This window comes from Citrobacter sp. BIDMC107 (assembly GCF_001037575.1).
In the GTDB taxonomy this organism is placed as follows: Bacteria; Pseudomonadota; Gammaproteobacteria; order Enterobacterales; family Enterobacteriaceae; genus Citrobacter; species Citrobacter freundii.
This window is the reverse complement of record NZ_KQ089851.1, coordinates 99,954-115,037: the sequence shown is the minus strand read 5'-3', so window position 1 is coordinate 115,037 and position 15,084 is coordinate 99,954. Positions and strand designations below refer to the sequence as shown.

General features: G+C 55.8%; 17 protein-coding genes and 1 pseudogene. 15 read left to right on the top strand and 3 right to left on the bottom strand.

The genetic code is table 11. The annotated features are described in order from the left end of the window. The first annotated feature begins 92 nt into the window (after positions 1-92). Positions 93-464 carry a hypothetical protein gene (locus SK39_RS24620; protein ID WP_004099020.1) on the top strand — a complete coding sequence of 124 codons (372 nt, stop codon included), beginning with the start codon at positions 93-95 and terminating at the stop codon, positions 462-464. 317 nt (positions 465-781) lie between these two features. Further along, positions 782-2,050, top strand: coding sequence for an IS4-like element ISApu1 family transposase (locus SK39_RS24615; protein ID WP_011191342.1), 1,269 nt, complete (start codon positions 782-784; stop codon positions 2,048-2,050). 375 nt (positions 2,051-2,425) lie between these two features. On the opposite strand, the gene SK39_RS24610 is transcribed toward SK39_RS24615, so the two are convergent. Then, positions 2,426-3,592 (bottom strand): GIY-YIG nuclease family protein, encoded by a 1,167-nt coding sequence (locus SK39_RS24610; RefSeq protein WP_223239964.1) that lies wholly within the window; start codon positions 3,590-3,592, stop codon positions 2,426-2,428. Between the two features lie 46 nt (positions 3,593-3,638). Between SK39_RS24610 and SK39_RS24605 the strand changes: the two are divergent. The 8 genes and pseudogenes from SK39_RS24605 to SK39_RS24570 all read left to right on the top strand — a co-directional run. Next, a pseudogene (locus SK39_RS24605) lies at positions 3,639-4,091 on the top strand (IS30 family transposase); the annotation flags it as partial. 277 nt (positions 4,092-4,368) lie between these two features. Then, positions 4,369-4,812, top strand: coding sequence for a peptide-methionine (R)-S-oxide reductase MsrB (msrB, locus tag SK39_RS24600; protein WP_003464965.1), 444 nt, complete (start codon positions 4,369-4,371; stop codon positions 4,810-4,812). A gap of 1 nt (position 4,813) precedes the next feature. Next, a complete protein-coding gene (gene msrA / locus SK39_RS24595) occupies positions 4,814-5,353 on the top strand; it encodes a peptide-methionine (S)-S-oxide reductase MsrA (protein ID WP_003464967.1) in 540 nt (179 codons plus the stop codon). Positions 5,354-5,493: 140 nt separating this feature from the next. Then, positions 5,494-6,198 carry a glutathione S-transferase N-terminal domain-containing protein gene (locus SK39_RS24590; RefSeq protein WP_003464969.1) on the top strand — a complete coding sequence of 235 codons (705 nt, stop codon included), beginning with the start codon at positions 5,494-5,496 and terminating at the stop codon, positions 6,196-6,198. Continuing rightward, positions 6,195-7,163, top strand: a complete 969-nt coding sequence (locus tag SK39_RS24585) for a magnesium and cobalt transport protein CorA (protein ID WP_003464971.1) — start codon at positions 6,195-6,197, stop codon at positions 7,161-7,163. The genes SK39_RS24590 and SK39_RS24585 overlap by 4 nt, the downstream gene beginning before the upstream one ends. Before the next feature lie 447 nt (positions 7,164-7,610). Continuing rightward, entirely contained in the window at positions 7,611-8,624 is a 1,014-nt protein-coding gene (locus SK39_RS24580; protein WP_002118279.1) for a zinc-binding alcohol dehydrogenase family protein, read from the top strand. A 72-nt stretch (positions 8,625-8,696) separates the two neighbouring features. Then, positions 8,697-9,128 (top strand): GlcG/HbpS family heme-binding protein, encoded by a 432-nt coding sequence (locus SK39_RS24575; protein ID WP_005006001.1) that lies wholly within the window; start codon positions 8,697-8,699, stop codon positions 9,126-9,128. A gap of 58 nt (positions 9,129-9,186) precedes the next feature. After that, positions 9,187-9,480: a DUF1330 domain-containing protein gene (locus SK39_RS24570; protein ID WP_010591688.1), complete on the top strand. Its 294-nt coding sequence runs from the start codon at positions 9,187-9,189 to the stop codon at positions 9,478-9,480. A 325-nt stretch (positions 9,481-9,805) separates the two neighbouring features. Here the strand turns inward: SK39_RS24570 and SK39_RS24560 are convergent, their stop codons facing one another. Beyond that, positions 9,806-10,276, bottom strand: coding sequence for a TlpA family protein disulfide reductase (locus tag SK39_RS24560; protein WP_003464979.1), 471 nt, complete (start codon positions 10,274-10,276; stop codon positions 9,806-9,808). A gap of 467 nt (positions 10,277-10,743) precedes the next feature. Here SK39_RS24560 and SK39_RS24555 point away from each other — a divergent pair, with 467 nt between their 5' ends. The 5 genes from SK39_RS24555 (at position 10,744) to SK39_RS24535 (ending at position 13,596) form a co-directional block, all read left to right on the top strand. Beyond that, positions 10,744-11,346 carry a sulfite oxidase-like oxidoreductase gene (locus tag SK39_RS24555; protein ID WP_003464980.1) on the top strand — a complete coding sequence of 201 codons (603 nt, stop codon included), beginning with the start codon at positions 10,744-10,746 and terminating at the stop codon, positions 11,344-11,346. Then, complete coding sequence (locus SK39_RS24550) at positions 11,339-12,085, top strand: ferredoxin reductase (protein WP_002118292.1); 747 nt, start codon at positions 11,339-11,341, stop codon at positions 12,083-12,085. The genes SK39_RS24555 and SK39_RS24550 overlap by 8 nt, the downstream gene beginning before the upstream one ends. Positions 12,086-12,538: 453 nt before the next feature. After that, positions 12,539-12,811 (top strand): glutaredoxin 3, encoded by a 273-nt coding sequence (gene grxC / locus SK39_RS24545; protein WP_005005995.1) that lies wholly within the window; start codon positions 12,539-12,541, stop codon positions 12,809-12,811. Between the two features lie 67 nt (positions 12,812-12,878). Beyond that, complete coding sequence (locus tag SK39_RS24540) at positions 12,879-13,160, top strand: DUF427 domain-containing protein (protein WP_003464986.1); 282 nt, start codon at positions 12,879-12,881, stop codon at positions 13,158-13,160. Positions 13,161-13,329: 169 nt separating this feature from the next. Then, complete coding sequence (locus SK39_RS24535; RefSeq protein WP_003464988.1) at positions 13,330-13,596, top strand: hypothetical protein; 267 nt, start codon at positions 13,330-13,332, stop codon at positions 13,594-13,596. Positions 13,597-14,456: 860 nt separating this feature from the next. On the opposite strand, the gene sdhC is transcribed toward SK39_RS24535, so the two are convergent. Then, positions 14,457-14,831, bottom strand: coding sequence for a succinate dehydrogenase, cytochrome b556 subunit (gene sdhC, locus SK39_RS24530; protein WP_005005993.1), 375 nt, complete (start codon positions 14,829-14,831; stop codon positions 14,457-14,459). Positions 14,832-15,084 lie beyond the last annotated feature (253 nt).

Here is a 15,084-nt window from a genome sequence, read left to right as displayed (position 1 = left end):
CTATTTCAATTGGTTGTAGCTAAAGATCCTGTACATGACAGGTCACTGCAGCGGCCAAACTGTTGCCACATCTCAGTTCAGGAGGAAACGCAATGACTCAGGAAAGGATCCAGACCCGCTACCCACTCGGCGGCCCCTTCGCCACCCAGGCTGAGCTGGAGCAGGCCATCACCCAGGCCATAACGACCCACAGACAAGATTTCTTCCCTCTGCTGGAACGGCTGGTGGACGTGGGGGACACCCGGGTCAACCTCAGTCAGGAGAACCCGCTGCGGGTGCTCAGCATCGAACTCGCTGACGGCCGTGAAGGAGTGGCCCATATCAACTACGAGTCCAACTTCGCCGAGAGCTGCCTGATTATCAACGAATACGACCAGCACCAGACCAGCCTGGCCTTTCGCCTCGACGGGGATGCACTTATCTTCGACGTCGAACTGCCGATCGCGTGGAATTTCAATAACTGAAGATTCAGCGGTGTAATGCCGCCTGGTTGCTACACCCGGTCAGCCAGCTCCCCTCACCCTAACCCTCTCCCAAAGGGAGAGGGGATCAGCCCGTGCCAACCTCCAGCCGTGGTAGTCACTCCATACTCTGCTGTTATTTCAGGCGCCTGTAATCTTCCCCATATGGCTGTCATCTGAATAGCAATATCCAGCATATAGCCACCATAACCCTCACTCATGTACAGGATCTTTAGCGGCAACCAATTGAAATAGATATAAAAAAGGCTTCGTTTGTGATCTGATTTTATCGCCAAACAAAATCAACACGCGCGAAGCCTATGACTATTATCAACGCTAATTACTATCTGGAGCAACTCTTGGCTCCCGCCGCACTCGAGCGCATTGCTCGGCTCTGCAAGTTTTGTCTGCGTCAGCGTGCCATTACCCCAGCCATGCTCGTACCTGCACTGCTGCGGGCCATGGGAGGCGACCAGGTCAATGACATTGCCGGTTTACACCGCCATTTCAATGCCTTGCAACTGGTAAACACCCATCAGGTTTCTTACAAACCGTTTCACAATCAGCTGCGCAAAGAGAGCTTTGCCCTGTTTATGAAAGCCCTGGTCGAGCGGGCCATCGCCTTGCGTATCGACCATCAACTCAAAGCAGCCTCCCTCGGCGCGTTCAAGCAGGTGTTACTGCACGATGGCACCTCCTTTGCGGTGCATCGGCGCCTTGCTGCTGATTTTCCCGGCCGGTTCAAGACCATCAGTCCGGCAGCTATCGAGTGCCATATGACCATGTCACTGTCGGAGCAGAGCCCGTTGTGCATGAGTGTGTCTGCCGATACCGCAGGGGAACGGCAATTTCTGCCTGAAGCCCACACGCTGACCAACTGCCTGCTGCTGGCTGACGCAGGTTACATTGACAGGGCTTGGTTTGAGCAGGTGAACGACGCTGGCGGATTTTATCTGGTGCGCGGCACGAAAAGCCTGAACCCCAAGATAATCCAAGCCTGGCGCGGTGATGGACGGGAAGTACCCAAGCTGGCGGGACTATCTCTGAGAGAGGCCGGACGGCGACGCTGTCGGGCCGAGGTACTGGATATGGTGGTGAAGTCCGGCCAGGTCGAGTACCGGTTGATCCGGCGCTGGTTTGCTGAGGAAAAGCGGTTCTGTCTGTGGATGACGAACCTACCGCGAGCAGCATGGTCAGCAGAGCAGGTGATGAGCCTGTATCGCTGCCGTTGGCAGGTGGAGTTGTTATTTAAAGAGTGGAAATCGCACAACCGGCTCAAGGGGTTTGTGACGGGCGAGAAAGCGATTGCCGAGGGGTTGGTGTGGACGAGCCTGCTGTCGCTGGTGATGAAGAGACGGGTCGCGCAGAGTGTGATGAGTGGGGCGCTATCGATGCTGAAAGCGTCGAAGAACAGTGCGACGTGGTGGCTACCGCTATTGGAAGCAGTGGCCCATAGGGCGCTGACAGAAATAAGGGAAAGATTGGAATGGGCTGCCGATTATTTGGCCAAGAACGCCTGCCGAACCAAGCAGAGAAAGTCGATACAGAACAGGACCTTGGAAGGCGTTTTAAATGGACTCGCCGCTTAAGGTCCTGTACATGATGATACTTTATTACTCGGTTGAAGCTCGATTCGGACTTCGTAGTAGCAATTAGTATGAATCTTTAATTTTGGTCATGTTTCATATAAAACGGTATGAGCAGGGGTGCTTGATTGTTCAGTATGAAACGTTATTCCTCTCCTACAGCTGGCGACCGGCCTGCTCTTCCACAACTTCACTCACTGATGCCGAGTTATCCAATGCCGCGACTCAAGGCAATGGTAAGGCTCAATATGAGTTGGCCAAACGTCTGGCCAGCCAACCTGATTACCCCAATGCCATGCACTGGATGCAGCAAGCGGCAGAGCAGTCGGGCCCTTTGGCTGCCGATGAGCAGGTCCGTGCCAATGCTGCCTGGCATTATTACGCATTATTGGTCGTTTTTTTTGCAACAACCTTACCGGTAGTATTGTCCATGCGGTACTGCGAGATTGTTCCATCCAAAATGTGGTGAATAACTTCAAGGATGGTTGTCAATGGAGTATGGAACCACTCTCTCGGGGCATAGCTGGTGCCATCAACCCCCTTCAAGGTGATATCGAGGCGCTGCTTGGCGAGAAAACCGTGCACCAAGGTCTCCAATTTGTGGGTGTTCATGTTGAAACACTGGAATGTCGTGATGATCCTAACCGGGGCTTGCAGGAACGTCTTGTCTTTCTCGGCGTGCTTTATCCGGTCTTCGACGGTACCCTCGGTGAAACCTATCTTGTAGAGATTTTGCATGAAGGGCATCAATATAGGGTCCGTGCTCTTTGTCGCGAGCACATAGACAAAGCCGCTTGGAATGGGCGCGTAATTTGGCAAGAGGAGTTTGTCACCTAGCATGACCTTACGGCCCTCCTTGTCACGAATAAGCCCCTGGGTTAGTGACTGGTAGAGCATATGCAGCTCAGTGCCATTATCAAAAACCAGGTGAAGTCGTGCGTTATACCTCTCGTACTGTTCCAATCGTTCCCCAGCACTATGCACATAACCCATCACCCCATTCAGGATGAAGAAATCCCCAACCTGAAAACCATGCTCGTTTCGATAGCGCACGAGGGAGAACTCTTGGCCTTGCAGGCCCGTTTTCACGGTCTCAAACAGCGGCGCAAAACGAGCGAAATCTGGACAGGGCTGGCGCTGGGCTATCTCGTCAGGTAACGCCTTTTTTTCCCTAGGCACATGCTGCATGCTGAATATATCGGGAGCATCAAAATCCAATAACCCGAGGTCATCATCGGCAAAAATATCGTCCAGCGAGGTCACCAGCTCCGACGTATCAACGGTGGGTGCATTAACAGTCTCAAGAGCTACTCCCCTGGCAGGATATTGCTCATGCTCCTCGGCAACCATCCCCACTACTTCTATGCCTACCAGCAGACCATGGATATCCTGACCTGAAAGGGCACTGCATTGCTTTGGATCCGTGCGTATCGCCTGCAAGCGCCTTGCAAGACGCTTCTCGGGCATATCGGCACAGGTCGAGTTTTGGGGGGCTCTACCGTGTTGTTCAAAAAACGCCACGATATCCCCAAACTGGTTGCTCACAAGGTCAACTGGCGCACTTTTCGGTTTTAGGGGCTCTACATTGAGCAGACCCAATGCATCGTCTGTCGGTACATTGGTTGAACGGACCAGCGGCTACTTGATGCTGGTGAAGATGCGCGACGCGACGGCCACGTCGGCGATGGAGGGCTTCAGTGCAGCGCTTAATCGGATGCCGTTGGCGGTGCGCAAGAGCATGACTTACGACCAGGGCCGGGAGATGGCCAAGCACGCCGAGATCACGCAAAACACTGGTGTAGCCATTTACTTCTGCGACCCGCATAGCCCTTGGCAGCGAGGCAGTAACGAGAACATCAACGGCTTGATTCGCCAGTTCCTGCCCAAGGGCACAGATCTGTCGGTACACAGCCAGGAGCAGCTGGATGAGATCGCTTACCTGATGAACATTCGCCCGCGCAAACGCTTCAACTGGAAGTGCCCGATTGAAGTCATGACAGAGGTGGTAGGAATGCATCATGCTGCGCCTGCTTCAATTCAATAACCGTGTTGCACTCAGCCCCTGCAACCGCCTATCATAAAACACTGACACTGTATTATATAATCGTGCTTTTGTGTTATTTTTTTAATATTTACTGATTACGTACTTGCTTAACCACTCAGTTGCGCTAGAACTAATAGACGCGAAATTTAAATCTCTAATTTTCCAACACTTAGTAAAACCTCGTTTGCCATCCCACTACCATTGTAGGAGCAAATCAGGAGACATAAAAAATTAGCGGTAGCGTGCCTGGCCCTCTAGATAAGTATTGGAGACTGTAATGAAGTTTGAAAAGTCACAGACAGCAATCGACCACCTGACTCCCGAGCAACACCGAATTACCCAGGAGGCGGGCACCGAAAGGCCCTTCACGGGCGAGTACAACGACAACAAGGAGCCTGGCATCTACGTCGACATAGTGTCGGGAGAGCCACTGTTCGCTTCGACGGACAAGTTCGATTCGGGTACTGGCTGGCCCAGCTTCACCAAGCCGATCGTTTCGGCAAACGTGAACGAGGTGCGGGACAGCGCACACGGCATGGTCCGGACGGAGGTCAGGTCAGTACACGCAGACAGTCATCTCGGCCATGTGTTCCCCGATGGTCCTTCCGACCGCGGCGGTCTGCGGTACTGCATCAACTCAGCGTCCCTTCGCTTCATCCCGCGCGACGAGATGGAGTCCGAGGGATACGGTGAATATCTCGATCAAGTAGAGGAGGCTTAACATGCATCAGCGCGCTGTTCTCGCAGGAGGATGTTTCTGGGGCATGCAGGATCTGATCCGCAAGCGGCCCGGCATCATCTCGACCCGTGTGGGTTACACGGGCGGCGATATTCCGAACGCCACGTATCGTAATCACGGCACGCATGCCGAGGGGATCGAGATTGTCTTCGACCCGACAGTGACGAGCTACCGGAACATCCTGGAATTCTTCTTCCAGATCCACGATCCGACGACGCTGAACCGCCAGGGCAATGATCGTGGGCTCTCCTACCGGTCGGGCATCTATTATGTCGACGAGGAGCAGAAGCGCGTCGCCGAGGATACGATCGCCGATGTGGATGCCTCGGGGCTGTGGGATGGCAAAGTGGTGACCGAGGTCCAGCCGGTCGGCGAGTTCTGGGAGGCCGAGCCCGATCACCAGGATTATCTGGAGAAGCGCCCGGGCGGCTACACCTGCCACTTCGTCCGTCCCGGCTGGGTGCTTCCGAAGCGCCAAAAGGTTGACGACGTACAGCCAGCGGCCGGGACCGCGGCGGAATAGGCTTCACTGCCGTTGCCACTGCGCCGATCCGGTCCGCAATCTTCGTGACCGCGTCGTTCAGCGACGCGGTCATCGAACCCTACTTCAGAGTGACGGCTCGTTCCAGTCAGTCGCCATCGCAACACCAGGATCGCAGATTTATGCCAGACCTCTCGTCCTTTCCGATCACGCAGCGCTGGCCGGCATCTCATCCCGATCGCCTGCAACTCTACGCAGCCCCTACGCCCAATGGCGTCAAGGTCTCGATCATGCTTGAGGAGACTGGCCTGGCGTACGAGCCCCACCTGATCGACATCTCGAACAACGAGTCGAAGGATCCGGCGTTCGTGTCGCTGAACCCGAACGGACGCATACCGGCGATCATCGATCCGGCTGGCCCTGACGGTAGACCCATCGCCTTATGGGAATCCGGTGCGATCCTCCTCTATCTGGCCGACAAGACGGGTCAGTTCATCTCCACCGAACCAGGCCAGCGTTACGAGACCCTAGCGTGGGTGTTCTTTCAGATGTCGGCCATCGGGCCGATGTTCGGTCAGCTCGGCTTCTTCCTGCGATTTGGCGGCAAGGACTATGAGGACAAGCGGCCGCAACAGCGCTTTATCGACGAATCCACGCGTCTGCTGGGGATTCTGGATCGCCGGCTGGAAGGCCGCGACTGGATCGTCGACGACTATTCGATCGCGGACATCGCGACGCTCGGCTGGGTGAATGCGCTGGTGGAATTCTACGCTGCGGGTGACATCCTTGGCCTCAGCAGCTTTTCGAACGTCCGCGCATGGCTTGGACGCGGGCTGGCTCGACCGGCCGTCCAGCGTGGCCTCCACATTCCCGCGAGGCCAGCATGAGCATCATCGCCGCCTATTATTACAACGAAGGCAAGCGAGTTCGCGAAATCGCGCTCGATGAGCACGTCAAGTTGGGCGAGAGTCGCTCGGGCTTCTGCTGGATCGCGCTTAGCGAACCCACCCCCGAGGAACTACTCGCGATCCAAAGGACATATAATCTTCATCCGTTGGCGATCGACAACGCGATGCACCCGCTGTGCCCGCCCAAGCTCGAGGTCTACAACGATGAGTTGTACGTCGTCGCGCAGACCGCCGAGCTGGTCGGCGACCGGATCAGCTACGGCAAGATGGCGATCTTCACCGGTCACAATCACCTTATCACCGTGCGGCACGGCAATGCCGGAGCGCTGGGCAAACTTCGGGAGCAACTCGAGGCATCGCCGACGCAGTTCGGCAAGGGTGTCGACTATGTGCTGCACGCGATCTTGCATCGCGTGGTCGACCAGTATCTGCCCATCTTCGAAATGATCGAGGACGACGTCCTGGCGATGGAGCGACGGTCGCTGCACGATTTCCTCGGGCCAGAAGAGGTGGCGCGAATCTTCGAACTAAGGTCCGAACTCACGCGGTTCCAGCGCACGCTCGGGGCTATGGCCGAGCTGGTGCGAAAGCTCGTTCGCGGCCACTTTCCCTGCATCAGCGCCGAAATGACACCATATTTCCACGACGTCGCGGACCATGTCCACCGCGTGCAGTCCATGGTCGACGGCCTCCTGCTTGTCCTGTCCACGGTCTTTGAGGCCAGCAGCCTTCTTGAAGCGCAAAGGACGGGGGTGATCACCCGCCAGCTGGCGGCTTGGGCGGCAATACTGGCAGTCCCGACGGCGATCGCTGGAATATACGGCATGAACTTTAAGCACATGCCGGAGCTGGACACGGCCTACGGATACTTTGTCGTGCTCGGAGTGATAGCGATATCGTGCGTTTTCCTATTTGTGCGCTTCAAGAAGGCTAAGTGGCTGTGAATACTGCCCATCGTTTTCTTCGCCGTCATCTGACGGTTACAGCGGGCCTTATACGGAAGCTTGTCCAATCCAACTCAAGATGAAGGTGCGTCCATGACATAGCAGCTGACCGACGCTCTACAAGCAGTTCAGTCCTTCATCGCCAAGGGCTAAGACCGCGAATAGCGCGTCAAGGACAGCAATCTCGTCGATCTCGAGCCAGGATCAACCATCGGTCCGTGCGGCATCTGCGTCGACGCGGCGTTTCGCCTCGGAAGCGGTGATGATGGCGATAACGCCTCCACCCTCTACGCGATCACCGATCCGGCGACCGAGCATAAGGGCCTGTTGATCGACGTGTTCGATGAAATCTGCTACCGCGACCCAGTTCAAGAGTCGGGACCTCAATGTAGAAGAAGTTGACTAACGAGCATTCGCGTCATCCGATCAAGCAAGCTGGAGACATTTATGAAAGCCATTGGTTACAAGGTTCCGGGACCCATCGCCGCGGATGCCGCGCTGGTCGACATCAATCTGCCTCGGCCTGTCGCTGCAGGATACGATATCCTGGTTGAGGTGAAGGCCGTCTCGGTCAACCCGGTCGACTACAAGGTCCGCAACAGCACGCCGCCGGCAGATGGCGATTGGAAGGTGCTGGGATGGGATGCCGCCGGGATTGTGCGCGAGGTCGGCCCCGACGTCACGCAGTTCGAGTTAGGCGACGAGGTCTATTATGCCGGATCGATCACACGGCCCGGTACCAATGCGGAGTTCCATCTCGTCGACGCCCGGATTGTCGGTCACAAACCTGCGTCGCTCTCCTGGGCGGAAGCGGCGGCGCTGCCGCTGACGACGTTGACGGCCTGGGAGGCGATGTTCGACCGCCTGGACGTGGCGAAGCCCGTACCCGGTGCGGCGGAGGCGATCCTCATCATCGGTGGCGCGGGCGGGGTTGGGTCGATCGCCGTCCAGATCGCGCGACAGCGCACGGACCTCACCGTCATCGCCACAGCCTCTCGACCGGAAACCCAAGAGTGGGTAAGAGGGCTTGGAGCTCACCACGTCATCGACCATTCTCGTCCGCTCGCGCCACAGATCGCCGAACTCGGCATCGGTGCTCCCGCTTTCGTCTTTTCGACCACACATACCGAGCAACATGTCGCCGACATCGCCGAACTGATCGCCCCACAAGGACGGTTCGGACTGATCGACGATCCCAAGGCATTCGATATCATGGTTTTCAAGCGCAAGGCGGTGTCGATCCACCACGAGCTGATGTTCACGCGGTCGATCTACGGCACGCCCGACATGAATGAGCAGGGCGAGATTCTGGATGCGATGGCAGCGCTGGTTGACGACGGCAAAATCCGCACGACGCTGACCCGGCGACTGTCGCCGATCAATGCCGCCAATCTGAAGACGGTGCATGCACTGATCGAAAGTGGCGCGGCTAAAGGCAAGATCGTCCTCGAAGGCTTCTAACGACCGCGATCGCCAAACATCTTGTCCAACCTCAAAAAGCCGAACGGGTTATGCCCCAGCGATGAGAATCCCATGACCAAATCTATTGCCACCGCCTCGATCAACCGCGAAACCGCAGTCGCCCTCATCGACGCGGCGCTCGCTGCGGCCCGTGCCATCGGCATCCCGGCTGCCGTCGCCGTCGTCGACGCCACCGGTAACCTGCGCGCGTTCGAGCGCACCGACGATGCGCCGTTCCTTACCGTCGATGTTGCCATCGACAAGGCCTGGAGTTCCGCCTCGTTTGGGTTCCCGACCCATGTCTGGAACGACTATGTGACCAACGATCCAAAAGTGGCGCCGCTAGCCTATCGCCCTCGGATGGTCGCTGTCGGCGGCGGTTATCCGATTCTGGAGGATGGGAAGTTGATCGGCGGCATAGGCATCTCCGGAGGCAACTATCAGCAGGATCAGGATGCGTGCGTCGAGGCACTCATGAAAATCGGGTTCCAGTTGCCAGCCTGACGACTGTGAGGCCATCACCGGTGGTAATGGCCAACAGATCCAACCTTTGAGAGGCCTAATGATGGAAGCGTTCGTCGTCTTTACGCGGGAAGAAACCAGCGACCCACATGCACTCGCAACCTATTCTGCAGGCGTCGGACCATCGTTCGATGGTCACGACGTTACCTTTCTCGCCGCTTATGGCGCGATCCAGCATTTGGAGGGGCCGCCCATCGAAGGGGCCGTAATCTTGCGTTTCCCGACGATGCAGGCCGCTCGCGACTGGTATGACAGTCCCGCCTACCAAACCATCGCTGCTCAACGCTTTGCCGGTTCCCGTTACCGCGCCTTTATCATTGAAGGGCGGCGGTGACATACCGACAGAAGCACTTCGGCGCTGACCACGAGGTATCGGCGTGTGAACTCGCATCTTGGGAATCTGTGGGGGGGACCAAGACAGCGGCGCTAGGGGCTCATATCGTCGATCGGATCAGAGAGTTGCTCGGCGAGAATGGGTTATCTATTGCCGAGCTGACGGAGCGGAGCCGCCCTCTCCCAACGGATTGATTCAATCGTTGACGCTCCTCCTATCCGGATCCGGGTTTTCGCACGCTGATCAACAGAGTTACAGCGCGCAACGCCTGTAGTGGGCATCAGGGGATGGGTGGCAATCAGGATGATTGCCCACCTTCCAACGATTAACCTTGCTCAAGTTGCTTCACTAGTCGCTCCGCGTCGAGATGGAAGTCCGAGAAAACAATGCTACCGCCAGCGTCGATAACCGTAAACCACGGAGTTCCTCGTGTGCGGTAGTCTTCCATGAAGGTTGGAAACGGCGAGCCGGTCGGTTGCTCGTCGTGACCGAAAACGATAGGAAGCTCATACTTGAGCTGGTTCACGCGCAACTTCTCGAAGGTATTCTCATGCGTTCCTTCGAAGACGGTCTGGATCACTGCGAACCCCACGTCTTTTGAGCTCAACGCTGCATGCAACTTTTGTAGCGTCGGAAACCCATGCAAATGGCAACCTTGGCACCAATGCTGGAAGGCAAACAAGATTTTCGGGCCGGGCCCGATATCTGACAGTTTGAACGGCGCGATACTTTCCCCATCTTTGCCAATCCATTTTTGCACCCGCAGCTCAGGCGCTTGTCGTTCGATCTCGTTCATCTGATCCTCCAACCCCGATACAGAAGCTTAGTGGATGATCGCGCGTCGCGACGGTGCGCGAACGTCCGACCTTATTTTCCCTATTTCCTGAAGCCAGAATAGATCAGATCGACATTTCGTCCTTAATATACTCAAGCTGCCGGCGAGCGCGAACTGGGCAACCATGCGCTGGTGAGCCTTGAGCTTTGCACGCTGCCCATCCGTTTGAGAGCGAACCTGCAACTTCCGCTCCGCATACCGCAGATCAGCGTACGCAGCCTTGGGGTTATCTACCCTATAGCCATTGGGTATTGGGAATCATGCTGGCCTGACGCTATGTTCGATACGCGATTTTTTACGATGATAGAGCATCTGTATCTGATTTTTAGTCGATTGGCTTATTCGGCGGATGTGCGGGCAAATGCTTTACGCAGAGTACTGAAATGAAGGCCGGCTTCGGTCTGCCGTATCGAGCAAGAGGGGTCACTATGGTCACCAGAGGTTTCACCGGTCGCGGTTCAGGCGACCAGTCCGATCGGATTCCGCCAGGTCAGCATCTGGTGGAGGATTTCCCTGTTCTGTCGGCCGGCCCTACGCCGAGGGTAGAGCCCTCCGACTGGAAATTCACAGTCAAAATTGGTCCGAAGCCCGTCAAAACGTGGAATTGGGGCGAATTCAACACTCTACCAAAGACCCAGGTGACAAAGGATATTCACTGCGTCACCTCTTGGTCCAAACTGGATACCGTTTGGGAGGGTGTACTCATTGAAGACATCCTTGCAGATGCAGAGCTTGATCGGCCTACCGATTTCGTCTTGGCGCACTGCTACGATAATTATTCGACAAACGTCCCTCTGACGGATCTGCTTTCCGGGAAAGCGATGGTCGCCCTCAGTTATGCGGGCAAGCCACTTTCCCGCGATCATGGGGGGCCGGCGCGTCTTCTAGTGCCGCACCTTTACTTCTGGAAATCCGCCAAATGGGTGAATGCGCTGCAATTCACGACGCGTGACGAGGCCGGCTTTTGGGAGCTGCACGGCTATCACATCTACGGCGATCCGTGGCGCGAACAACGATACACCCATGACTGAAAACGAAGCGCAAGTCCGTTCGTGGCAATCATGCGTGATCGACGACATCATCCAGCAAACACCGAGTATCAAGAGCTTCTTCCTTCGGTTGAGCAAGCCGTTCGCGCACACCGCAGGTCAGCACGTCGATATCCGGCTGACCGCGCCCGACGGCTACAGTGCAATGCGCAGCTACTCGATCGCGTCATCGGCAGTTTCGACCCCGATCGTCGAGATAGCTATCGAGCGCATGCCGGATGCCGAAGTTTCGCCGTTTTTTCACGACATCGCGGCGATTGGTGACGAAATCGAAGTTCGCGGTCCGCTCGGTGGCCATTTCCTTTGGCCTGAGCCTGCCATAGATCCGGTTCTGTTGATCGGGGGAGGCTCCGGCCTCGTGCCGTTGATGGCAATGATCCGGCAGCGCCGCGCATTGGCCCAAGCCGTTCCGACAGCGTTGCTCCTGTCCGCACGAACCGCCGAGGACGTTCTCTTCTCAGAAGAACTTCATTGCATCGAAATCAGCGATCCGGCGTTCGTCCTGGCGCTCGCGATTACGCGCGAGAAACCGGTTCGCGCATCGGACTTTGCGCGACGGATCGACGGCATGATGGTCCAAGAAATTCTAACCAGGCTTCAGGGAAAGCCGACGCAAGTGTTCGTCTGCGGGTCTAACGGATTCGTCAACATCGCAACCGATAGCGCGCTGCTGGCGGGCTTGGACGCCTCCATCATCAAGACGGAGCGCTACGGGGGCTAGCGGCGCGAGCTATCTCACGTCGCGCCGATCGTAGACGTGCGCCCTGGGAAGCTTTGGCGATCAACGTGAACCGTTTTGCCGAACACAGTCTTCGTACCCCCCGGCCTCTAGAACGCCTTCGCTCGCGATACCTGGCTCGACATCAAGCTCAATTTGAAAGTTCCTGCACTATCCGTCGTCCTGATATGCTCGACCAGCATGATGGGCGATTCGAGCGGGACCGCTTCCGTCCCAATCGAGGCTCGGTTACCTTAGAGCATCGGCTCGGCGCTACAGGAGGCGCGTGCGGCCTCTGCCTGGCGGTGAAAGCACTTTGGGCCATGTCGCCTGGATAGCGGCCAATCGTCAGCATCTGCTCCGATGTCGGCCAAGGTGCAGTCGCCATCTTTGAACGCCGCGAATTGGAGATCAACGCCATGACAGCGATCCGCGTGCAACTGCCGGAGATGCAATATGACAACTGATGTATTGCTGTACACCACGAATTGGTGCCCGTTCTGCCGCCGAGCGAAGGCGCTCCTCAAGGAAAAGGGCGTGCGATGGAAGGAGCTCGATATTGAGGCGGATCCGGCTCACCGGCAGGCCATGGCGGAAGCGTCGGGGCGAAGCTCCGTGCCGCAGATCTTCATCAATGGCACCCTTATCGGTGGCTCCGATGAGCTATTCGCGCTCGATGTCAGAGGCGAGCTCGACAAACTTCTCGGGCGCAACCCGCCTGCCACCTGAGGAGGTGCGGCTTGGGGCAGCCAGCCCGCGAGCCTTCGCCGGTTGATGAATACAAAAGGAGAGTCCGTTGGTCTCAGCCATCTGGAAAGACACTACTATCGCCACAAGCGACGAAACAGTCATCGTCGAGGGAAATCACTACTTCCCACCGTCAGGAGTCGACCTGAGCCTGCTTGAGATGAGCCCGCACACATCTGTCTGTCCGATCAAAGGCGCCGCGCGCTTCTTTCATGTTCGCGCGGGTGACGCGCTCAACGTGAACGCCGCTTGGACCTATCCCGCCCCCACTCCGGATGCCGAGGGTATCCGGGATTACATCGCTTTCTGGAAAGGCGTGGACGTTGCCTAGCAGACTGGACGGACGACTTCGCTGATAGCCATGCGGGCGCCGACATCTCAATTATCCTGCCCACCCCGGGCCTCGTCGGCTGCAGGAATCTGCCCGGCACCTTAGCGCGACCCGGCACTGGCGGTCTCGCACCCGCCGCGCCTCTGTTCTATCAATAAGGATGGATGACATGGAGCATTCCGAGTTCGATGCCGCTTTCGCGAAGCTTGCGGAGGGATACAGAGAAGGGACTTATGAAGGCCGGCGTTTCAGCTTGATCGTCCGGCGATCTGGGGACGGACGTCGCAACAGTCTGTTCGCCAGGGAGTTGGACGGGACTGACATTGTCAGCTTCAACCTCTTCCGCGTTACATCAGATAGGACATTGTTGAAGCCGTGCGAAATGTCCGCCGAAAAGGTCGTAGCGTTCGTGCTGGAGTTCCGACCGGACACCTGACGGGCAGAAGAAGATCCCGGCCAACCGGCGCGCCTGCGACGGCCGGCTATCTAAGGCTGCGCAAGCCTATAGCCGCAGCTCATTGCACTTCGTCTGGCGAGGAATTCAACATCGATACGTCGCCATCCGCGGGGATATCGGTACAGGCGCCCGTGTAAGCCAGATTGAGAAATCCTAAGCGATGACTAACACCAATGACGCCACCCTTCCGACACATTCTATTCTTGAGGAATGCACAGCGATGGCTGTCGTCAACGCTCTGAAGATTATTCTGAAGAACAGCTACGCGATCTACCTTAAGACAAAAAATGCCACTCGGGCGCATCCCGCCCCTACTTCAGGGACTTTCACTTGCTTCTCGCTCTGTCACTCACAGCATCGGCACGCCCATGACGCATGGTATCCAGGCCTCATAATTTTCCCATATAACCTTCTTGTCTTTTGCGCACCCAGAAAGACTCGAGGCTTTAACTGGACAGATGAGCCCTCGAGGGTAGTGTTCACCTGATTGGCTTTCTCATATCTGATGTTGATTCGCACAGTGTGCCAACCAGGTGATAGTTTCAAAAAACCTGCGCTTCAGAGCGAATTAGACGATCTTCGATAAGAGCGATCCGCCTCAAAATCCAAAACATCTAACATTGTCCTAGAGCCATATTTGTACCTAGTACTATGGCGCTCCCATTAACACATTTGATGATGCACAGAAAACTTAGCTCATGATAGCTTTCAGCTAACAGCTATTCGGAAGCCCGAAAGGATTCAACCGTTTAAGCGTGAACCGTCGATTATAAATACTTTCGTAAGTTAGCTTTAAAGGACGCTTTTAGTCCTTGTAAATACGCATTACGACTCCACAGCTACCAAATCCATACGGCGCCAGCAACCATTAAAACACCCGACACTACTAAAACAATAGTAGAGGCGCGATTGCTGCCTTTCAAAGTATGACCAACACCCACATCCATAACTAGGTGTCGAATTCCGGCTACGAGATGATAAATAAATGAAGAGTATACCAACCAGAAACTAACTTTGCCGAAAGGTGAAGAAAAAATCTCCTTGACTTCATTAAAACCCTTTTCTGACTCCAACGATTTGCTCAGCATATACAGTATCAGTCCCAGAAAAATAAAGAGCATAATTCCTGAAATCCGGTGCAGAATCGATGTAAGCGCCGTGAGAGGAAGCTGAATGGTTCGAATATCAAGATTAACCGGCCGCTTTTTATTCATTTTGACTCCAGTCAACAATTCTAGTGGGGGATTTCAGTTTTCGATCTCATTCATCATAGCAGCTGTAACTAAGGCTGGCGGCGACAATAATGGAGATATTCGGGGCTTACGTTGCATTTTGAGGTCGCAAGTGCATGTGCGTAAATTGAAGCAAATTGCAAGGTTATGCCCAATAGGTAGCTAGCTTATTAATTTAACAAAAGTGACGTGTGTCGTTCTGCAGGGCATGCTGTTCCCCAACCCTGGAAAACCT